Here is a 22,479-nt window from a genome sequence, read left to right as displayed (position 1 = left end):
AAATCAGTCGGCTAAATTAATCATTATTCCTGCTTGAAACTTTGCCTCACCATAATCGGTTGCTTCTGCCTGATCGGCTTCGCCCAAGCGGATAGTACTAAATACGTTTATACCGGTGTTCCTTTACAGATTACAGAAGCTACGCAGCACTGGTCTGTGTTTGAACCCGGCTCTGGTATGCAACAAGTGTATCAGGGCAAGGGCTTGGTACCTATGCAGTACCGCCTGAAATCAAATCAGTTTCGCTCGCAATTTGTCCTGGAAAATAGGAGTGGGTTCGACAGGGCTTTGGTATTGCAGTTCCCAAAGTCTGGCTATATACATGTTACGGTGAACGGTGGGGCAATAAAAAAGACAGGTGCTTTATTGTCTTTACAGCAAAGAGATTTGCCCGTAAATGTGATGGCCGTACAATTAGCCATTCCCAAAGACAGTAGTCTAAGTGTGCAGGTAAGATTCATGCCTACTTATGGCATGTATGTACCTGCGAAATTTGATGTGAGAGTTGAAGACATGGTCCTGTTCGAAAAGAATGATACCAGTCGCTTATTCTGGCAAGGTATTTTTCTCGGCATTTTTCTGGTGATGGCCCTCTACAACCTCTTTATTTATTTTGGTGTGCGCGATATCAGTTATCTCTATTTCGTTTTGAGTATTGTAGGCTTAGGCTTATACATCGCGTTCTATTATGGATTTGGTATGGAGTATCTCTGGCCCAATGCACCAAGGTGGGATAGTTTCTGTTATACGATTATTGTACCGTTTACGAATATGAGTCGCCTCTTGTTTACACGCTCATACCTGAACACACCAGTGCTCACGCCTTCTATCAACTGGCTCTTGAAACTATTGCTACTTGCATCGGGTGTATTGCTGGTGATTAGTTTTACGGGTTATGTGATGGATATCGATATACTTGGCCAGTTGGTTGACTTTATAGGCATCCTGGGTATTCTTGTTTATATATTAATGTTGAGTGCCGGTTTGGTGGCGTATTATCAGGATCATTATGCGCCGGCGCGATATTTTATTTTAGCCAATATCTTATTGGTTATTGGTGCGATTCTTTTCATTCTGCGTGAGTTGAATTTACTGCCTGATACATTCATTACACGATATCTGGTACAGATTGGTTTTCTGGTTCAGGTGATTGTATTTGCGCTTGGTCTTACACAGCGTTACAATCAATTGAAGTTGGAAGCCGCACAGCAGCGCATTGCCAGTGAGCTGGAGAAAAAGGAGATGATTGAAAAGCAAAAAGAATTGTTGCAGGTGCAAGTAGATCAGCAGACGAAAGATTTGAAAGCACAGAACTTGCAGCTGGAAGCATTTATTCAACAGTTGGAAGAATCGCGCAGCCAGTTAACAGAATTGAATCAGGTAAAGGATAAGCTATTCTCCATCATCTCGCACGACTTGCGCAATCCGCTTGCGACCATGCAATCATTTTTGAAATTGATTACAGAGCGGCATGATCAATTGAGTGAGACGGATAAGGAAAAGCTCATTGCAGAAGCGCAACAATCACTGGATTACTTAAATCAGCTATTGTATAATTTATTGCAGTGGAGTAAGAGTCAGATGCAGTTGTTGGAATTCAGGCCCGACTATCAATCCGTACATGATGCATTGGAAAGAAACAGGCGCTTATTATTCCTGCAGGCGCAGATGAAGCAGATGCAAGTGGTAACGGAATCCTCAGATGCATTAACGGTATTTGCTGATAAGGATATGCTGGATTTCATGCTGCGTAATTTATTAAGCAATGCCATTAAGTTCAGCAATAAACAATCGGTGGTACAAATTCGAGCATGGAAGGAAGCAGATGCTACCATGATTGAAGTACTGGATACCGGCATTGGTATGAGCGATCAAACGCGTGAACAAATTCTGAATGCCAATATTACCAGCTCAAGGAGGGGAACGGGCAAGGAGCGTGGTACCGGTTTAGGATTATTAATCACCAAGGAATTCATCACCCGCCATGGCGGACAAATGCATATAAAAACCGCACCGGGGGAAGGTGCGGCTTTTCGTTTGGTTTTTCCGGATCCACAATTTACTTAGAGAAAAATCTTGAAGCGATCGTAGCACGCTTTGGTCAGCAGCTCTCTATCGTCAGGATGCGAAATATTGATCAATGCTTTCGCACGCTGGCGCAGGTTCTTCCCATAGAGATAAGCTACACCATATTCTGTAACTACATAGTGTACGTGTCCGCGTGTGGTTACCACACCGGCAAAATCTTTCAGGTGAGGTACAATACGTGGTACACCTTTATTGGTTCTGCTGGTTAAGGCAATGATGGGTTTACCACCTTCGCTCAATGCAGCACCACGCATGAAGTCCATCTGTCCGCCAATACCACTGAACTGCATTGCACCAATACTATCTGCACAAACCTGTCCGGTTAAATCCACTTCAATAGCACTATTGATGGCCACTACTTTGGGGTTGCGGCGGATTACATGTGGATCGTTTACATAATCGATATCGAGAAATGCAATGGCAGGGTTATCATGCACATAGTCGTACAGTGCTTTTGTACCAACTGCAAAACCTGTAACGCCTTTGTTGGGGTGGATTCTTTTCTTTCTATTATTGATCACACCACTTTCAAATAAACTGATCACACCATCACTCAGCATCTCTGTGTGTACGCCCAAATCTTTGTGGTTGGTGAGTGCTTTCAATACTGCGTCAGGAATGGTGCCAATACCCATTTGCAGGGTGCTGCCATCTTCAATCATTCCGGCGATATACTGTCCAATCTTCAATTCATCTTCACCTGTTTTTTCACCATAATCCACTTCTGGCAATGCTTCTTCATGATATACCATATGGGTAAAGCGGGAAACATGGATTTGTCCATCGCCGTGTGTTCTGGGTATATTCGGGTTTACCTGTGCAATCACTTTCTTCGCCATATTCACCGCAGAGCGGGCAATATCAACAGAGATACCCAAAGAACAATAGCCATGACTGTCAGGCGGACTCACCTGTACCAATGCCACATCAATTGGTAGTATCTTTTTATTAAACAGGTCTGGAATATCACTCAGGAATACCGGAATAAAATCTGCACGGCCACTATTCACTGCTTCACGGATAGGTGCTGACACAAACATGCAATTGATATGGAAACTATCCTGATACTGTGGCTTCTGCACTTCAATATCGCCTAGTACGGTAATGAATACCAACTCAACATCTCTGAGTCTGGGTGCTTGCTCGGCCAGTTTGCGCATTAAATAAAGTGGGGTACAGGCACTGCCATGTACAAATAAGCGCTGTCCGCTCTGGACAACGCTTAATGCGTCTTCTGCTGTTGAATATTGTATTGCTGAATTCATCTGCTTGCTTTTCAGCAAAATAGCAGCATATCTGAATATTAAAAAATGACTTTTGTAAGTTTTACATGATTTTTTTCTGTCATATTAATGTCAGGCAGTCACCAGAGCTTTTTCGGCGGGGAATAACTCCTCCATGGAGATGCTGATGGTGTCAGAGAGTTGATCTTCGAGCAAATTGGCAAAGGTTTCGAAGTATAGAATCACATCTTCGCGCACATTGCGGCTGAGCCAGCGGAATCCACCGGGCAATTGCTCCAGCACTTTTCTGTCTTCTAAGTATTCAATATTGTGGATGTCTGAAGTTGTTAAGCCAATTTCCTGCAGCTTTTTGATCAGTAAATCAACAGGAGCATCTGTAACGCCACAATAATCTTGTGCCAGCTCTGTCCATTCACCAATACCGGAATGTGCGTAAGACAGGATTTCTTCTTTAGTGAGATCTGTTACAACTTGTAAAAGATTACCGCAATTGCAGGCGCCATGGTTGCCCCAGGCATAAGGTGCACCGTTGCGTAATTTCTGTGCAGTGGTACGCAGTGCTTGTATCAATTCAATAGATGGACGTGCCATACGTGCGCTTTTTTTGAAAATAACACATTCTATATTATTTGGTTGGCCTTAAGTGAATAGAATTCTGCGCTGTTGTACAAACACGCATTTACAAGGCAGAAAACCTGAACAGATTATTGCTGAGGAAGGTCGCTTACAAAATCTATCCGCAGTCTTTTAGCTGCCCTGGCTTGTTCTAGTGAATACTGAATCATTTTGGTGCCACCTGTTGGGCAGCAATTGGCATCTCCGTTCTGATACTTTGGAAAGTAGTGCACAAGAAAGCGTCCCTTTGCAGTTTCGTATCTATCGTGCCCCATGTATTGTTTGCCCAACACAGCATCCTGATCAATACTTGGAACCATTACTTTTTCCAATTGCTTGTTCTTGTTTACTGAATAAGCCAATATAGATCCATAGCTGCCGCTGCCGGGCGATTGAAGAAATAGTAGGATTTCAGGTAATTGATCCCCATCCATATCAAGCACCGTTGCATCAGTGATGCTGCCTTCAATGGGCAGTTCGATTGTGGTGGGTTTGTTCAGACCGATGATTTCCATTTTGAGGTCTTGCATAGAACCTTCGCCGCTTGTTTCTACAAAGAAATGTGTATCCTGAAAATGCAGGGCCTTGATAAAGCGTCTTGGGTCAAGTGTTTTGGTATCCAGATTTTCTTTTAAGCGCTGATAAGTTCCGGCTATGGAAGCACCTCCGGAACAGAAATATTGCAATTGTTCAGGCAGACCCTTTGCAGCAGCAATGGTGAGTGTGCTATCTGTAAAAGTGAAACTGATTTCAAGGCTATCAACTGTTGCGATTAGGTGATTCGCATCAATCGCAATTGCTTTTGCATCAAAAGTGCAGGTAGGTTTCTTGCGATCAGCTCTTGAGCGGATTGAAATCTGGTAAAGCGTGTCCTTTACCTGATCTACCATCACAGCGTACCAGTCGGCGCCTTTTTGACGATCAGCATATCCATCCTGTACAAAATCACCCACGAAGCGTTCTGAACTGATTGCAGGTTGCTGGGTATTTGCACTGTCCTTTTGTGAGTTTTGCTCCTTATCTGATGTTGATTGACAGGCAGCGAAAACTACTGTCATAAGCATCAATGCGTAAAACTGTTTCATGAGGTATTGTATATTTTGAATCTTCAAGCTAAGGAAAAACAGGGTAATGGCACAGTTAGCAGCATAACGCCCAAAATTGATGCTTCTTGCCTGTTTTGTTCTACTCTGCGTAAGTATGTTTTGGTATTTTGGGGCCGATTTTGTGCCAAAATACTGTAAATCAATAACAAAAGCATAAACAAAGGCGCAGCTAAAAACTCGTCTTAGCCGGAAGAAAAATGTCTAACTTTACTATATGTATTTTATTATAAAAGAATCCAATGACTAAGAAAATACACTTAGCCCTTTTATCATACTTCTTACTGTTGAGTACAGTATCGCATGCACAGTCTTTGCAACGCACGGCTGTGGCATCGAATTCATTTAACAGTACTACACTCAGATATACGATTGGTCAGTCTGTTAGTGCCGGAGTTTTTTCAGAAATCGGCTATACAGCCTTGGGTTTTCATCAGCCAACACCTTTTTTCCTTTCTCTATCTGTAACACCTAACACAACTATTTGTCGGGGAACAAATATTACTTTGACTGCAGTAGCTGCTGGTGCAACAGGTATTAGTTGGTCAACTGGTGCTACTACCGCAGCAATAACTGTAAAGCCAGATACTACCACAAAGTATTATGTTACAGCAACAGATGGTACTAATACCATGCGTGATAGTGTAACGGTTACAGTTATTCGTACTATAGCTTTGTTTACTGTGAATAACAATGCCCAGTGTGTAAGGGATAATCGCTTTGTGTTTACGAATCAGAGTAGTGCCAGTACAGGCAGCTTAACTTATGATTGGAACTTTGGTGATAGTGTTTCTTCTTCAGCATTTAGTCCGGCAACCAGTTATGTACGTGCAGGTACTTATCCGGTGCGTTTAATTGCAATCAACAATACCTTAGGTTGTAGAGATACGATGACACAAAGTATGACGGTGTATCCACCTCCCACACCAGCTACAATTAGTTTTGCCGGTGATACAGTATGTACATCTACAAGTTTACTCCTTCGCGCAGGTACTGGTTATCGTGGCTATCAATGGTACTTGAATGGCGGCTTGCTAATTGGTTCAAATGATAGTACATTGAATGCAACCAGAAGCGGCGACTATACAGTGGTGATTACTTCTCCTGAAGGTTGCAGAAGCGATGAAAGCGCTATAGCAACTGTTACGCTGAATAAATTACCGGCTGCACCAGTTGCGAGTAGTGCATTCTATTGCGTTGGTGGTACACCTGCGCCAATGACTGCTACTGCTTTAACCGGACATACTTTATTGTGGTATACAACGGCAACAGGTGGTACAGGCTCAAGTACTGCACCAACACCTAGAACAGATTCTATTTTTGTGCAGGATTTTTATGTGAGTCAGACAAGCCCACTTGGTTGCGAAAGCCCAAGAACAAGGGTATCTGCCTTGGTATTTGGTGCCCCGGTTAGACCGTCAATCACCTGGAATGGCGCTGAATTAGCTGTAAGCCAGGGTTATTCCAGCTATCAGTGGATATTGAGTAATGCTGCTATTGCTGGTGCGAATCAATACTTCTATCGTCCTTTGGCTGCAGGAAATTATCGGGTACGTGTTACCAATGCAGGAGGTTGTGCCGATACAAGTTTGGTGTATAATCTGCTGGTAACAGGCTTGCAAACCATTTCTCCAGAATTAGGTACTGTACAGATATTCCCGAACCCGGCAAGCGATCAAATTATGCTGGAATTTAGTAAAACACCAATTACTGATATGCGCGTGCGTCTGTTAAGCAGTGATGGCAGACCTGTGAAATCTCTGGTGACCAGACAAAAGCAGCAATGGATTCCTGTTGCAAGCTTACCTGCTGGTATGTATTATGTAGAAGTAGGTTCTGGAAAGAACAAGGCTTTATTGAAAATTCTTAAATTCTAATTCATGCGAAGCATGCAAAAATATTTTTGGGTTATACTGACCATGTTTGCAATTGCAGCTTGTAACAAGCCGGATAATGGACCTGCTGAAGACAAGATTGCATTTACGATTGATGCAACCAATGGTGCTTTTAGTGCTGCTGCCAATTATCCTTTCAGGGTGCAGTTAAAAAGCAAGATGCCTGCAGATGGTATCAAGATTGAGATACTGGCCAACCAGGAAGCGAGTGGGTCAGCAGTAACACCACAAACGCCTGCATTTACTACCAAGGATACTTTGATAACAACATCGGTAAGTAATTTGCCCAGACAGTTATGGGTGGTTACCAAAGTGCGGGTGAGTTCTGTTACTACATCCACCAATAAAGACTCTGCTACTTTTAGGGTAATTTTCAAATAAACGCATAACAAAAGACCGCCGAGAGGCGGTTTTCTTTTAGTAGTCAACTTGTATAAGCTACTAGTAGTCAGCCATGAAAGTGGTTTGTTTGTTTGTGTTAAGTATGCATAACCAAAGCTTTCCATGCATTCTGACTTTATTCAATTACCTTTGCAGTTCTTATAGTAGTCCACTACTTTATTTGTTTAGTTGTTTCGTGCATTCTTCCCAAATACTTTGTGTTGCTAACGTAAGGCAGATAATGTGCTATGTTTTCGGATAGCAGCCTTGTCACATTTTTTACTTTAAACTTTTCGAATGTTATTTCAACAACTGGCTTTAATTGAGCCAATTCTACGTGCCTTGGAAAAAGAGGGGTACACCAATCCAACATCCATTCAACAGCAAGCTATTCCTGAAATCTTAGCAGGTAAGGATTTGCTGGGTTGTGCACAAACAGGCACAGGTAAGACTGCAGCTTTTGTGATTCCTATTTTGCAACAGTTACACGCTGCGAAGCAGCAAAAAGCCAATATGCAAATGCCCAAGGCATTGATTCTTACGCCAACGCGTGAGCTGGCTATTCAGATAGGAGAGAGTATTGCCGCTTATGGTAAATATCTTTCACTCAAACATGTGGTTGTATTTGGTGGTGTTTCGCAGCATGCACAAGTACAGCAAATTCAGCGCGGCGCTGAGATAGTCGTTGCAACGCCCGGTCGTTTGATCGATTTGATACAACAAGGCTTGGTTAGTATAGCTCATATTAATCACTTTGTATTGGATGAAGCAGACCGTATGTTGGATATGGGTTTTATTCATGATATCAAGCGGGTGATTACTTATTTACCCGAGCAACGTCAGACCTTATTCTTTTCGGCTACTATGCCGCCGGAAATTCAGCATTTGACACAGAAATTATTGACTAATCCAATAAAAGTAACAGTAGCACCCGTGTCTTCCACGGTTGATCGTATTGATCAATCTGTTTATCATATTGCCAAGCACCAAAAGCTTCCTTTGCTGATTCAGCTGCTGGATAATACGCAAATCAATTCTCTGCTTGTGTTCACACAAATGAAGCATGCGGCCAATAAGCTAGCTAAAAAGCTCAGTGAAGCCGGTATTGCTGCAGATGCTATCCATGGAAATAAATCCCAGAATGCTAGGCAATTGGCGCTGAGCAATTTTAAAAAGGGGAGGATTCGTGTACTGGTTGCAACAGATATCGCAGCCCGCGGTATTGATATTGATGAACTGGGCCATGTGCTCAATTTTGATTTACCGGCTGTACCGGAAACCTATGTACACCGTATTGGCAGAACAGGCCGTGCCGGCTTTAGCGGTAGTGCCATTAGTTTTTGTGACCCCGAAGAGAAAAACTTTTTAACTTCAATTGAGAAACTGATTCAAAAGCGGATACCTACAAGCGCACATGGCTTTCAGGGTAACGCGCAGATGCGTCAGCAAACGAACACCGTGTCTTCTTTTACCAACGTGAAAAAATTCATGCCTGTTCAATCTAATAAGCAAAAAACACAACTACATGGCAGAATTCTGGAGCAAGCGTGATCGGGAAAAAAAGAAGCAACAAGCTAAAAAAGAAAAAGAAGAAAGAAAGCGTGAGCGTAAAGAAAATGCCAGGGATGGTAATGTCCTGGATGATATGATTGCTTATGTGGATGAAAACGGCAATTTGAGTTCTGTACCACCTGATATGACTAAGCGACAGGAGATCAATCTTGAAGATATTCAGATAGGCGTACCCAAGCTGGAAGACCGAAATCCGGAAGATATGTTTGAAGAAGGTGTGATCACTTTTTTCAATGATGAAAAAGGATTCGGTTTCATTCGTCATTCTACGACCAAGCAAAGCATTTTTGTGCACAGCAAACAATTGTCTGAGCCGGTTAAAATGAATGATAAGGTTCGCTTTACGATTGTAAAAGGCGTAAAAGGACCAGAAGCTGCAGAAGTAAGTATCGTGAAATAATTGCGTTTCGTACCATAGGTACTATAATAGAAGTATCAGTCTATTGCATCCAGGAAATTGAACAGATGCATGCCGGCTGGTACTTCTAGTTTTTTGCGCAATCTGTAGCGGCTGATTTCTACACCCCTTGGTGTAATATTCATCAGCTGTGCAATTTCTTTTGTTGTCAAATTCATTTTTAAATAAGCACACAATTTTTGCTCGTTTGGTGTCAGTTTTGGATGTCTGGTTTTGAGTTTTGACAAGAAATCGTGGTGTACCACATCAAAGTGTTGTGAGAACTGCTGCCATTGTTCTTCAATCTTATTCTCCTCGTTCAGGGTTTTTAAAATCTTTTTCAGATCTGCTGCATTATTCATGGATGTGGCATCCTGCTTCAGCTTACTCATCTGCTCTTTAATCTTATGCAGCACATCACTTTTCTGCACCAAGTGTAAAGCAGCAGATGCGAGTTCAGTATTTTTTACCTGTAGTTCCGCTTCCAGTTTGGCATTTCTTAATGCAATCAATTCCTTCTCTGCTTTATCCATTTCCAGCTGGTGCATATACTGCAATTGTCGCTGTTCTTCTTCATGCCTTTTTTGCTGTGCTTTGAATTTTCGATACAGGTATCTGTAGAGTTGATACACAAATAAGCCAATGGCAAAAGCATACAGCAACATGGCCATTGGTGTTAGATACCAAGGCGGTAAAACAGTGAAGCGGTATGATTTAACCGGTGATTCATTGCCGAGGTTATTGCGTGCTTTCACCCGAAATGTATAGTTACCGGGTGGAAGATTGGTATACTCTTTGGCTGTTTTTTGATCAAAGGCCGACCAGGCTTTGTCGAAGCCTTCCAGTAAATAACTATATTCCACATTCGCCAATTGTCCGTATACCGGCGAAGAGAATTCGAAGCGAAGCGCATTGAACTGTGCTTGTAACTCTTGTTTAGTTTCCTGATCAATACTTCCTGCAGCTACAGTTGCACGATAGCCTCCGTAAAGGATGGTGTCTCCTTTTGTGATGCCAACCATAGCATGTATGCCAACAGATAAAGGTTGCTGTAATGCTTTGTACCGGTGATAGTCAATATGGTAAAATCCTTTTTCACCACCAATCAATACATTGTGTTGATCAATGGGGTTGATGTGCTCAAACCCCGCAACAAACTTGTTATTGAGTTCAGGTAAGTAAATTAATTGGGGTTTGCTTGCTGTTAAATCCAATACCCCGATTTTTTTCTCAAATACAAACCAGACATTACCACTGATATCTTCCTTTAAATAGCGAATGGGAACGCGTGGTAAAACTTGATTGTAGAATGCAGCTGGTTCAAATCTGTCTGTTTTGGGCTGATAGGCCAGCACACCGGCATCTGTAGTGAGTAAAAGCTGGTTTTTGATGTAGAACAGGTAATTATTGTTTACAGACGCAACGCCTTGCTTGACGCCGTACTGTGTATAGCCAGTGCTGCCATCGGCTTTTTTGCTAACAGCAAAGACACCTTTGTAAGGATGGGAGAACCATACTTTCCCAAAAGCGGGCACAACAAATCTTGCTGATTCAATGATGGCTTCGCCAGAATCTTTGATGAAATTGCCATTACTGTTTTTAAAGAAAGCAATCCCTTTGTAAGAGCCGGCTGTCATCAGATTGGTGTTACCGGGCAAAGACTGAAAGTTCCAATAGCCTGTTGATTGATCTAAAGGGTATAAGCTATTGTTTCTGACGCTGAAAGCGCCATCATTATGCCCCATGAACAATTGTCCGTTAACCAAAGAGAGATTCCATGCATCTCCTGCTGAATTGGCAATCGCAAATGCTTCCGCTTTGGAACTGCTTAGTGAATTCATGTTGGTAATTGGTACTCGGAACAAACCATTGGACGTGCCCAGATACAATTGACCATTACACAATTGAGAACTGTATCCTGCAGCTTCTTTCAATAAGCCAGTACCCAATAAAGTAATGGCATTGTTGTACGGAATGAAATCAATGCCACTATGCGAACCCAGCCAAAGGTTTTGTCTGTTATCGAGGAAAACCGTTAGGATGCTGTTGTCTTGTAAACCCTCTTTGCGGCTGAAATGTTGAACCAGTTTCCCAGACTCATCTATAATATAACAGCCGTTCAGGCTAGTGCCAATGGCAATCTGCTGTTCATTTACCCTTATGACACTGGAGATATTTTGTTGTGCAATGGCATTTAAAGCCGGATGCTGCCAAAGGCTGAGTTTGTTTTGCCCATAGCGGTAAACACCATGTTTAAAGCTGGTAAGTAATGCGCTGTCTTTGCTTAATTCAATATATGCGGTAATGGTAAAATCGGATGGGAGTGTGAGGCCAGCTGCTGCCTGCCAGGGTTGCCATTGGCCGGCATTGAAGTGCAGAAAACCTCTTTTTTTGCTTTGGGCTACGAGTTGTCCTTGGATGATACCCAGAAATCGCCAGTTTTCATCCGGGTAAATGCGCACGGTTGTACCGCTGATATGGTATATGGCATTGGTTGTCTGGAAGAAAAGATCATTGCCAACAAAGAAAAGTTCCCACACATCGGCAAAGGATCTGCTACCAGCAGGAAGCAGGGGCTTCAAGGAATGAAACTGCAGAACACCATCTGTTCCAGGTTTGAAATAGCCTACTTCATCTTGGCCACCAACATAAAGTTGTCCATCCGGCCCAAACTGCATACTTCTTACAAGGCTGCGGTTGGGCAGGGGGTAGAGTTTCCATTTGGCACCATCAAACCGTAATACACCTTCATCATTAGCGAAATAGAGTAGGCCGGCAGCATCCTGTACTACACGCCTGGTTTGAGCACCACCCTTATATTGTTGCTTGGTATAATTGCTGATTTCCGGCAAGCCCAAGGTTAATTGGGCCCGGCATAAGCCTAGTGAAAGGGAACATAAGAATATGGCAATCAATCTTCTCATATCGCTGATGCGGCCATCCGAAAGTACAGAAAAAATTAAGATGTAGTAATGATGTGGTGGTTTTGAGGGTTTTATCTCTTTTGCTGATGTATGATGTAGTCTTGATGTAGTGCTTTTCTTGGTGCCCCTTTTTTATTCGGGTAGTTTTGGAAACGCTTAGGCAAGCTATGCTTAGGTGCTATAACAAAAATTTGCTCGTATGAAAATGAAACGACTGCTTATGCTGCTGGTGATACTGACCGGCCTGCTGCCAGCCGCTTACTCCCAGGCTTTTAAAGTTTCGGGAAAAGTGGTTTCAGCTCAAAACAATCAACCCCTTGTAGGTGCTTCTGTTGTGGTGAAGGGAAGTAATGGTGGCACTACTACCAATGAGATGGGGCTTTTTTCCTTAACTGTTCCGGCCGCTCCTTCCACTATTGTAGTGTCCTTCGCCGGAATGGAGTCTGTTGAGCGAACGGTAAATGGTGCTACAACATTAAACATTGTGCTGCAGGAAGTATCCAGCCAGCTAAACGATGTAGTTGTAGTGGGTTATGGTACCCAGAAAATCACCAAGGTATCCGGTGCGATTTCCACAGTTAAATCCGGTGATATCGAAAAACTGGTTCCCGCCCGAGCCGAGGAAGCTATCCAAGGCCGTGCTGCTGGTGTAAACGTGATCCAGGGTGGTTCACCCGGTTCCAGACCAACGGTCCTGATCCGCGGTATTCCCTCATTTACAGGTACTGATCCTGTAATCATTATTGATGGTGTGCCTCAGACACTGACTGATTTTAACTCTATCAATGCCGGCGATATAGAATCTATCAACGTATTAAAAGATGCAGCTACCTCAGCCATTTATGGTGTAAAAGGTGGAAATGGTGTGATTGTGGTAACCACTAAGTCTGGTCGCCGCAATGGACGAACAGAAGTAACTGTAAACAGCAACTACGGTATACAGGAAGTGATGCGTACGATCGGTGTGTTGAATGCCACAGAATATGGTGCAATGATTAATGAGGGAAGTGTTTTGTCCGGTGGTCCGGTGATCTTCCCTGATCTTACCAAGCTGGGTGTGGGTACCAATTGGCAAAATGAAGTATTTAAGTCTGCTTCATTCCAGTCGCACAACGTATCCGTACGCGCAGGTAGTGAGAAATCTTCTTATTTCCTTTCTGCTGGTATGATGCGTCAGGGTGGAATTGTTGGTGGTGATGATAAGTCGATGTTCAGCAGAGGCAACTTTACAGCCAACATGGATTTCTATCTTTCTAATAAAGTGAAGTTCATTGTGAACGCTACTGGCGTGATTCTGGAAGGTAGAGGTGTACAGGAAAACTCATTCAATAGTGTGATTGGTTCTGCCATCAACTATGATCCTACTGTGCCTGTTTATAATGATAACGCCAATACGATTGGCCAATATGGTTTCAGTACCCGCATTCTTTCTGAAATATTCAACCCACTTACAAAGCTGGAGAATACATATAACAAGAATACAGGTAATAAACTCTACGGTAAGTTTGAATTGCAGTATGATGTATTGCGTAACCTGAAATTGACTTCTCGTTTCGGTTATACCAAATATGATGGCAATGCCCGTACGTTTACTCCTTTGGTATTCTGGGGACTCAATAACGTAGACAACTCTTTGAATGCAGATGGTTCTACAGTAACTGGTCGCTTCAACAGCGTTGCCCATGAAAAGACATCAAACTTCAATTATACTTGGGAAACCTATGGTAACTACGATTTCAAAGTAGGTAGCCATAATTTTGAGACTGTACTCGGTTTTTCATTAGCACGCACAGCAGGTAATGCAGCAGGTGCTACACGTCAGGATGTTCCTTTCAACTCATGGGAATTTGCTGATTTTACTGCGGCAACCGGTAATAACACTGCTACCAACCCTAACGCTTTAGGAGGTTATTATTATCAATATTTCCGTCGCAATGTTTCAGGTTTTGCAAGAGTGAACTGGGATTATGAAGGCCGTTACCTGGCTTCATTCACCACACGTCGTGATGGTTCATTCGCTTTTGGTCCGCAAAACAAATACGCGAACTTTTATTCTGGTTCAGTTGGTTGGGTAGTGAGTCGTGAGAAATTCTTCAATTCCAAATTCATCAACCAATTGAAGATTCGTGGTTCATTCGGATCTACTGGTAACGAAAATGTAAACCCTCAGTTTGTAGGTATTATTACTGGTGGACCAAGTTATGGCCCTACAGGTAATAGTAATGGATACTCTTTTAATAACGTTTTCTTCCCGGGTTCTACAGTAGGCTCTGCTGCAAACGATGCATTGCGTTGGGAAAAGCAGGTGCAGGCAAATATTGGCTTCGATCTGACTGTTGCCAAAAACAAAGTAAACCTGTCATTTGACTATTTCAGTAAAACAGTTGATGGTTTATTGTTTACACCATCTGCTTCATTATACCTCGGTACTGTGCCCATTCCTACAGCCAATATCGGTGCAACACGCAGCAGTGGTATCGACATCACTTTAACGTACAATGAAACTGTAGCCAAGGATTTCCGCATCGGTAACATCTTCACATTTACACATTCTAAAAATGAAGTAACTGCAACTAACGATGATGGAACTGCGCGTATCCTAGGTGGTTACTATTTCAATGGTCAATCTCAGAGTGTTACTGTATTCGAAAAAGGATTTGCGCCTGGTTATTTCTACGGTTACAAAACACAGGGTTTGTTCCAGAGTAATGCAGAGATTGCTAAAGCCCCTGTTCAGCAGGGTGCACAGCCAGGTGATATCCGTTTTGCAGATATCAATGGCGACGGTGTGATTACTGCAGCTGATCAGACCCAAATTGGTAATCCTTTCCCTGATTTTACAGGTGGTTGGACTTTAAACCTTGCATACAAGCAGTTCGACTTCACGGCATTTACGTATTTCTCTGTAGGTAATGATATCTACCGTGCTTATGAGCGTAATGCCAACTTTACGAATAAGGACCGTAGTGTATTGGCTCGTTGGACAGGTCCGGGTTCTACCAATGACGCACGTAATCCTCGTTATTCATTCACTGATGCCAACAGCAATATCCGCGTCAGCGATCGATATGTAGAAGATGGTTCTTTTGCCAAGATTAAGAACGTGCAGATTGGTTACACATTCCCTAAAGCTAAACTGGGTAAGGTGTTTAATAGCCTTCGTGTATATCTGCAGGCGAAAAACCTCTACACATTCACTCGTTATAGTGGTTTCGATCCTGAAATTCCTGGTGGTATTCTGGATACAGGAATTGATCGTGGTGCATATCCTCAGCCACGTACTTATGCCTTTGGTGTTGATATCAAATTATAATGACCCAAAATATTTTTCGAATGAAAAAGACTACAATACAATTTGCAAGCATCGTGCTGATACTGCTTTCGCTCAGCGCCTGCAAAAAATGGGTTGATTATAACCCACGTGAAGATTTTCGTGTTACAGAATTAGATTACCTGCGTTCTGAGAGCGATTACCGTACCATGGCAGTTAGCGTATACACGCCCCTGCAGTGGTTAAACCAGCAGGTGCCTGTAGCAGATATTGCTTCTGATAATTCCGTAGCCGGTGGTGAAAACGCATCTGATGTTTTACCATTACAGCAAATAGATGATTACACCCATACAGCCGTTAACTCAACACTTGCTGAGTTGTGGCAGGCTGCTTATGAAGGCATCAACCGTGCTAACTATATGCATCAGTATAAGGATAAGAATCCTGCTGGTACTGCAGTAAGTTTTGCCGGTAAAGATGCCCTGTACGGCGAAGTTTATTTCTTACGTGCTTATTACTATTTCCAGTTGGTACGCATGTTCGGTGATGTGCCTTTGTTTACAGATAAGCGTTTGGGCCTCACAGAATCTAAATCATTGAAGCGTGCGCCAAAAGCAGATGTCTATAAAGCAATTGAAGATGATTTAGCTAGAGCCATTGCTGCCTTACCAGCAGTTCAGGTTGAAAAGGGTCGTATTACTAAGTATGCAGCACAGGCTTTGTTGGGTAAAGTGTATATCTATCAGAATAAGTTTGATGCAGCCGCACCTGTACTTGAGAGCATTATCACAAGCAATGCATTCACGCTGGTGTCTAATTTTGGTTCCATCTTCCTCGCTTCTGGAGAAAACGGTCCTGAAAGTGTATTTGAAATTCAATACTCCAACAATTCTCCATACTACAATTGGGGTGCTGTGAATCGTGGACAGGGTAACTATTCTATTCAGCAAAATGGTGTGCGTGGATTAAGCGGTACAGCTGCGATGCCTTATGCACCAGGCTGGAGTACTAACCTGCCTACGCAGAATCTGGCTGCTGCTTATCAGGCTGGCGATCAGCGTAAAGAAGCTACATTATTTGATGTGGAAGCTTACAAGAATGCCAATCCACAATTGAATGTAACTTATCAGGTTGCACCATTCAAGAATACCGGTTTGTATAACCACAAGTATTTGCCTCGTAAGGGCGAAACATCTGGTCAGGTTGAACTGAACTACCTGAATAATTTCCGCACCATTCGTTATGCTGAAGTATTGTTATTGGCTGCTGAAGCGTTCAATCGCTCATCTACGCCAAATGATGCAAAAGCACGTGGCTATCTGAATCAAGTAAGACAAAGAGCGTTTGGTAATACATCTCAGAACAGCACAGCTTCTGGTACAACACTGCGTCAAGCTATTTGGGATGAAAGACGATTGGAGCTTGCTATGGAAGGAGACCGCTTCTTTGATCTGGTGCGCACTGGACAAGCAGTGGGTAAAATCCCAGGCTTTACTGCTGGTAAGCATGAAGTGTTCCCGATACCACAGCAAGAAATATTGATATCTGGTTTAACACAAAATCCCGGGTACTAATAGAATCAGATGCGCGAATGCATCAAAACAATATTCAAAACGAATTAAGCTCGAATCATGAAAAATATCAGACACCTTTTTACACTGCTGCTGCTGATGAGCATGCTGGCAGGTTGTAAAAAAGAATTATTCGATGATACATCCTTCGCCACGTCGGGTGAAGCGCCTGCTACACTCAATGCTTTGTTTGAGATTACGCAGGACAATACAGGTATGGTTACCATTACACCTAATGGTAATGGCGCAACTTACTATGATGTGTTTTTTGGCGATGCTACCACCACACCAGCACGTGTGGATGCCGGTAAAAACGTAACGCATAAGTACGCTGAAGGCGTTTATAATGTAAAGCTGAAAGGATACGGGGTAAACGGTAAAACAACAGAAGCTACCAAGCAGTTGACGGTTTCTTTCCGTGCACCGGAGAATCTGGACTTTACCATTACTAAAGACCTTGCCAATAACTATAAAGTACAGGTAAGTGCAACAGCTTTGTATGAGACTGCTTTCAAAGTTTATTTCGGAGATGTGCCCAATGAAATACCTGTTACATTCAATGAAGGTGATGTAGTGAATAAAACTTATACAGCTACGGGTACTTATACTGTAAGAGTAGTAGCATTGAGTGGTGGTGCCGCTACAACTGAGTTAACAAAAACTGTAGCGATTGTTGATCCGGTTTTGCTGCCGATTACATTTGAATCAACTTCTACAGTTTTTAATTGGATTGGTTTTGATGGTGGTGTTGTAACAGTGATTGATAACCCTCAGAAAGTAGGCGATAATACAAGTAACAGGGTAGGACGTATGGTGAAAAATGCCGGTCAGCCATGGGGCGGCGCTTTGATTACCCTTGGGGCTCCTATTGATTTTTCTGCCAATAAGATCTTCCGAATGAAAGTGTTTTCTCCAAGAGTAGGTGCGAAAGTGTTGCTGAAAGTGGAGAATCCTGCAAACAATGCGCAAGCTTTTGAAAAGGAAGTAAGCACAACTATAGCAAACGCATGGGAAGACTTGGTTTTTGATTTTTCTGCAATCAATACAGCCAATACATACCAAAATCTGGTATTGATTTTTGAACTGGGTACCATAGGAGATGGTTCACCAAACTTTACTTTCCTATTCGATGATATCCGTTTAACCAATACTTTACCAAGTACGCAGCTTTCATTGCCTGTGACATTTGATAACAGTAACCTGACCTACACATTGCTTGATTTTGGTGGAGCTTCCTCTTCTGTTGTGGTTGATCCTGCCAATGCGTCTAATAAAGTAGCTAGAACAAATAAGACCAATGGTGCTCAAACTTGGGCAGGTACAACCATCGGTTCTGGTTTTGCAACTGCTATTCCGTTTGCTGCAAATGCAACCAGAATGAGTGTACGTGTTTATTCACCCGCTGCAGGTATTACAGTGCGTTTGAAAGTAGAGGACAAGAATAATAACACAAGATCTGTAGAGACAGATAAGGTAACTACGGTGGCAAATGCCTGGGAAACACTGGTGTTCGATTTCGCCAATCATGTAGGCGGTACTCCTGCACTCAATCTTGCTCACAGCTATAATATGGCATCCATATTCTTCGATTTTGGAAATGCAGGTAGCAATAAGGTGTTTTACTGGGATGATGTGAAGTTTGAAGCAGCTGCTGCAACACTCTCATTACCATTAGATTTTGAATCTACCACATTGAATTATGCATTTGTCAATTTTGATGGTGGTAACGCCTCAATCATCAACAATCCTCAGCAGAATGGTATCAATACCAGTGCTAAAGTTGGAAGAATGATCAAGGGTGCTGGTCAGCCATGGGGTGGTTCTGTGTTGTCACTGGATGCGCCTATTGATTTCTCTACGCAGAAAACAATGCGTATGAAAGTGTTTTCTCCTAGAGCAGGTGCTAAAGTGTTGTTGAAAGTGGAGAATCTGACAAATGGTGGTATTTCTTTTGAAAAAGAAGTGACAACCACTGTAGCGAATGGTTGGGAAGACCTGACATTCGATTTCTCTACAATCAATACGGCTAATAGCTATCAGAAAGTAGTGCTCATTTTTGAGTTGGGCACAGTTGGTGATGGCACAGCAAATTTCACCTTCCTTTTTGATGACATTCGTCAACAGTAAACCTACAAACAAGCTATTATGAAAAAAATATTCTCTATGCTCCCGGTATTTGCCATGCTGTTGATGCTGGGTGCTTGTACAAAAGAAAAATATGCTTTTGGTGATATTAAAGCGCCAACAGACCTCGTGTTGAATACAGAAGTGGTAGGCACCAATACCTCTAATCCAAATGGAGATGGCAGCGGCAGTGTAAAGATCACAGCTTCCGGTAAGGGTGCGCTTTCTTACAAGATAGATTATGGTAATGGTATCACAGAAATGGTTCCTGAAGGTGCTATTACTTATAAGTACACAACGCCAGGTACCAACAGCTACACCATTACAATGACTGCTATAGGAACAGGTGGTGCAATGTCTACTTTAAGTAAGCGTGTAACTGTATTCGTGAATTTCCAGATACCAACTGCTATCATGGATGCATTAACAGGTGGTGGTACCAAGGTTTGGATCACCGATAAGGATGCAAACGGCCATTTTGGTGTAGGCCCAACAAGCGATTTTTCGCCCATCTGGTATGCAGCTACACCAAACAGTCGTGAAGCATGTGCTTATGATGATGAAATCAGCTTTGTAAAGAATTCAAATAATACCATTTCCATGACTGTAGACAATAAGGGAACTTCTATGTCTATTGGCGCTTCAACTGCCTTCTACGGTTTCAGTGGTGGTGATGGTTGTTATGCTATCAATACTGGTGGAACTAAGCAATTGGCATTCTCTAATGCCACATCTGCCAGTACACCTGCAGTTAGCACACGCATTCAGTTTACCGTACCAGGAAATGGAATTATTAATTTTGGTACTGGCGGTACTACTTATGAAATTCTCTCTGCTACTGCTACCACGATTCATTTGCGCAATATTGGCTCAGATGGCAACGCATGGTATCAGAAGTTGAAAGTGAAATAACATGAAGTTGAATCAGCAGGCAGCAGGATTTCTGGCTGTCTGCTGGTTTTACATCATGGTAGTACTATTAAATTTTACAAACATGAAGTTTATGTCTTTATCTTTTTTTCTTTCATTCTTCTTTTTGCTTTCCTGTTCTAAGGATAGCAATTCAGGAAGTGGCAATACCGTACCGTCTAATCTGAATCTAACTGCTGTGGTAGCAACAGACAATAGCGGTACAGTTACATTTACGGCAACTGCGAATAATGCTGCCAGCTTTGAATATGACTTCGGAAATGGCGTATTCCAGAATTCAGCGGATGGAAAAGCTACATATAAGTATCCCGCTTCTGGAAATTATACTGTGAAAGTAACTGCCAAAAGCAGTAGCGGTCAAACCCTAACTAAGTCAACTGATATCAGCGTGTCTGTGGCACGTACCCTCGTTTGGTCTGATGAATTCAATACAGGCAGTGCACCTGATCCTGCAAAGTGGATTTACGATATTGGAACAGGTAGCAATGGTTGGGGTAATAATGAATTACAGTATTATACCAACCGTTCTGAAAATGCGAGCGTATCGAATGGAACTTTGAAGATTACCGCCAGAAGAGAGTCTTTCAGTGGTAGTGCTTTTACTTCTGCTCGTTTACTGACCAAGACAAAGTTTACCACTAAATATGGCAGGATTGAAGCAAGTATCAAATTGCCTGCTGGTGTGGGTACATGGCCGGCTTTCTGGATGCTTGGTGCTAATATTGATGCAGTGGGTTGGCCAGCTTGCGGTGAAATTGATATCATGGAGCATAAGGGTAGTGATGAAGGCCGTATTTATGGTACACTGCATTATCCCGGTCGCTCTGGTGGAAACGCCAACGGGTTAACAACAACTGTATCTAATGTGACCACTGAATTCCATTTATATGCAGTAGAGTGGACTGCTTCTACCATCAAGATTTCCGTTGATGGAAGAGAATTTTTCAGTTTCGCCAATAATAATACAGTGCCTTTTAACCATGAATTTTTCATCTTATTGAATCTGGCTATGGGTGGCACTTTCGGCGGACCAGTAGCACCCGCATTTACCAGCGGCACAATGGAAGTGGATTATGTACGTGTATACAATTAAGTACAAACACTTAATTGAGTTCAGGTAAATCTGGCATCGTTTTATTTACATATGCAATCGTTAAGCGGCTCTGCTCTTGTTATTGAACATAAGCACTGCCGCTTTTTTATTGGTTTGATTTGGTTAGCATCATCCGTACAGAGCGCGCTTATATAAACGTTACAAATCGCACATTCATTCCCGCATTCTATCATTCTATCATTCCTTCAATCACTCATTCACTCATTGAGAGGTCATGATTGCCATTCCTGCGGAATGTCTTCCTGAGAGGGTGGCGTACCCAAAGCCTTTGAAAGTAGATGCAGGTTTTGATGTGATAGGCTAATATGTGCATTCGCTCAAACAATTACTTTCTCATTCCATCATTCATTCATTCTATCATTCCATCATTCATTCAATCACTCATTCACTCATTGAGAGTTCAGGATTGCCATTCCTGCGGAATGTCTTCCTAAGAGGTAGGGCGTACCCAAAGCCTTTCCACACCTTCGGTGTGGGGGCGTTTTGTTTGATTCGCTCTAGAAAGCAAGCTTTCATCGCTCACAAAACAAAACGCCCTTCCAACTTCGTTGGAAAGGCGTTTGTGCCCAGAACAGGAATCGAACCTGCACTACCTTGCGATAACCAGATTTTGAGTCTAGCGCGTCTACCAGTTCCGCCATCTGGGCTTGGGGCTGCAATATTACAGCATCAGTCTAAACCCGCCAAAATACGGTTGAGGTATTTTTTCTTGAAATAATAGTCTTTTACTGGCAACAACGTTTCCGCGGCCATAGGCTCCTGATAGCCCGCCACAATGTGTTCAATATGCGCATATAATGATTGTTCTCTTTGCTGTATATCCTGCCTGATGCTGTCAATAGTAGGGGTATCTCCCTCCATTTTGGCATCCATCAGTGATTCATTCAACTCCATCATTTCCATCAGAAAATCATTGGGCAGGGGGTATTTCTCATCCTCCAGTAAAATGCCCTTCTCTATAAGAATGTATTTGATGGTTTCGTCTGGGTCCTGTAGCGTTTTATAGGCTTTGTTGAGTATAGAAGATATTTCCATCACGCTGGCTTGCTCGCTTTCATCAGCATCCGCATAAAAATCGGGGTGATATTGCTTTTGAAGACGGAAATATTGCTTGGTAAGTAAAGCCTTATCTACCCGAAAACTGACAGGTAATTCCAATAACTCGAAATAACGCATAGCCTATATTAATTGACAAATGTACCAAGACTGGCGTTGATAACAAGCTGTTGTCCCCGGAATGACTTGGTTGT

General features: G+C 42.6%; 15 protein-coding genes and 1 tRNA gene. 10 read left to right on the top strand and 6 right to left on the bottom strand.

What is annotated here, in order from left to right; translation table 11 throughout:
• Window positions 1-33: 33 nt before the first annotated feature.
• Window positions 34-2,067 (top strand): sensor histidine kinase, encoded by a 2,034-nt coding sequence (locus J0L83_04090; protein MBN8663726.1) that lies wholly within the window; start codon window positions 34-36, stop codon window positions 2,065-2,067.
• Here J0L83_04090 and J0L83_04085 read toward each other — a convergent pair.
• The 3 genes from J0L83_04085 to J0L83_04075 form a co-directional block, all read right to left on the bottom strand.
• A complete protein-coding gene (locus J0L83_04085; protein MBN8663725.1) occupies window positions 2,064-3,353 on the bottom strand; it encodes an acetyl-CoA hydrolase/transferase family protein in 1,290 nt (429 codons plus the stop codon). The two genes, J0L83_04090 and J0L83_04085, sit on opposite strands and share 4 nt — an antisense overlap.
• A 90-nt stretch (window positions 3,354-3,443) precedes the next feature.
• Entirely contained in the window at window positions 3,444-3,923 is a 480-nt protein-coding gene (locus J0L83_04080; protein ID MBN8663724.1) for a hypothetical protein, read from the bottom strand.
• A 113-nt stretch (window positions 3,924-4,036) separates the two neighbouring features.
• The gene (locus tag J0L83_04075) at window positions 4,037-5,032 is read right to left on the bottom strand and encodes a hypothetical protein (GenBank protein MBN8663723.1); all 996 of its coding nucleotides are present in this window, start codon (window positions 5,030-5,032) and stop codon (window positions 4,037-4,039) included.
• Window positions 5,033-5,292: 260 nt separating this feature from the next.
• On the opposite strand from J0L83_04075, the gene J0L83_04070 reads away from it, so the two are divergent.
• From J0L83_04070 to J0L83_04055, 4 genes are all read left to right on the top strand, one after another.
• Window positions 5,293-6,927 carry a T9SS type A sorting domain-containing protein gene (locus J0L83_04070; GenBank protein MBN8663722.1) on the top strand — a complete coding sequence of 545 codons (1,635 nt, stop codon included), beginning with the start codon at window positions 5,293-5,295 and terminating at the stop codon, window positions 6,925-6,927.
• Between the two features lie 3 nt (window positions 6,928-6,930).
• Window positions 6,931-7,326: a hypothetical protein gene (locus tag J0L83_04065; GenBank protein MBN8663721.1), complete on the top strand. Its 396-nt coding sequence runs from the start codon at window positions 6,931-6,933 to the stop codon at window positions 7,324-7,326.
• Between the two features lie 297 nt (window positions 7,327-7,623).
• Entirely contained in the window at window positions 7,624-8,877 is a 1,254-nt protein-coding gene (locus tag J0L83_04060; GenBank protein ID MBN8663720.1) for a DEAD/DEAH box helicase, read from the top strand.
• On the top strand, window positions 8,852-9,298 hold the full coding sequence (locus J0L83_04055; GenBank protein ID MBN8663719.1) for a cold shock domain-containing protein: 447 nt from the start codon (window positions 8,852-8,854) through the stop codon (window positions 9,296-9,298). The genes J0L83_04060 and J0L83_04055 overlap by 26 nt, the downstream gene beginning before the upstream one ends.
• A 35-nt stretch (window positions 9,299-9,333) precedes the next feature.
• Here J0L83_04055 and J0L83_04050 read toward each other — a convergent pair whose 3' ends face one another.
• Window positions 9,334-12,147: a hypothetical protein gene (locus tag J0L83_04050; GenBank protein ID MBN8663718.1), complete on the bottom strand. Its 2,814-nt coding sequence runs from the start codon at window positions 12,145-12,147 to the stop codon at window positions 9,334-9,336.
• 271 nt (window positions 12,148-12,418) lie between these two features.
• Here J0L83_04050 and J0L83_04045 point away from each other — a divergent pair, with 271 nt between their 5' ends.
• From J0L83_04045 to J0L83_04025, 5 genes are read left to right on the top strand one after another with little or no spacing between them, the layout of a single operon-like run.
• Window positions 12,419-15,532, top strand: a complete 3,114-nt coding sequence (locus tag J0L83_04045; protein MBN8663717.1) for a TonB-dependent receptor — start codon at window positions 12,419-12,421, stop codon at window positions 15,530-15,532.
• Window positions 15,533-15,552: 20 nt separating this feature from the next.
• Window positions 15,553-17,064: a RagB/SusD family nutrient uptake outer membrane protein gene (locus J0L83_04040; protein MBN8663716.1), complete on the top strand. Its 1,512-nt coding sequence runs from the start codon at window positions 15,553-15,555 to the stop codon at window positions 17,062-17,064.
• A gap of 57 nt (window positions 17,065-17,121) precedes the next feature.
• The gene (locus J0L83_04035; GenBank protein ID MBN8663715.1) at window positions 17,122-19,188 is read left to right on the top strand and encodes a hypothetical protein; all 2,067 of its coding nucleotides are present in this window, start codon (window positions 17,122-17,124) and stop codon (window positions 19,186-19,188) included.
• A gap of 18 nt (window positions 19,189-19,206) precedes the next feature.
• Window positions 19,207-20,097 (top strand): PKD domain-containing protein, encoded by an 891-nt coding sequence (locus J0L83_04030; protein MBN8663714.1) that lies wholly within the window; start codon window positions 19,207-19,209, stop codon window positions 20,095-20,097.
• Between the two features lies 1 nt (window position 20,098).
• On the top strand, window positions 20,099-21,208 hold the full coding sequence (locus tag J0L83_04025) for a family 16 glycosylhydrolase (GenBank protein MBN8663713.1): 1,110 nt from the start codon (window positions 20,099-20,101) through the stop codon (window positions 21,206-21,208).
• Between the two features lie 584 nt (window positions 21,209-21,792).
• Here J0L83_04025 and J0L83_04020 read toward each other — a convergent pair.
• Together J0L83_04020 and hscB are read right to left on the bottom strand one after the other, a co-directional pair.
• Window positions 21,793-21,876 (bottom strand) — tRNA-Leu (locus tag J0L83_04020).
• Window positions 21,877-21,898: 22 nt separating this feature from the next.
• A complete protein-coding gene (hscB, locus tag J0L83_04015) occupies window positions 21,899-22,405 on the bottom strand; it encodes a Fe-S protein assembly co-chaperone HscB (GenBank protein ID MBN8663712.1) in 507 nt (168 codons plus the stop codon).
• Window positions 22,406-22,479 lie beyond the last annotated feature (74 nt).

Source organism: Chitinophagales bacterium, from assembly GCA_017303835.1.
Classification (GTDB): Bacteria; Bacteroidota; Bacteroidia; order Chitinophagales; family Chitinophagaceae; genus JAFLBI01.
This window is presented reverse-complemented; position numbering and strand designations above follow the sequence as displayed.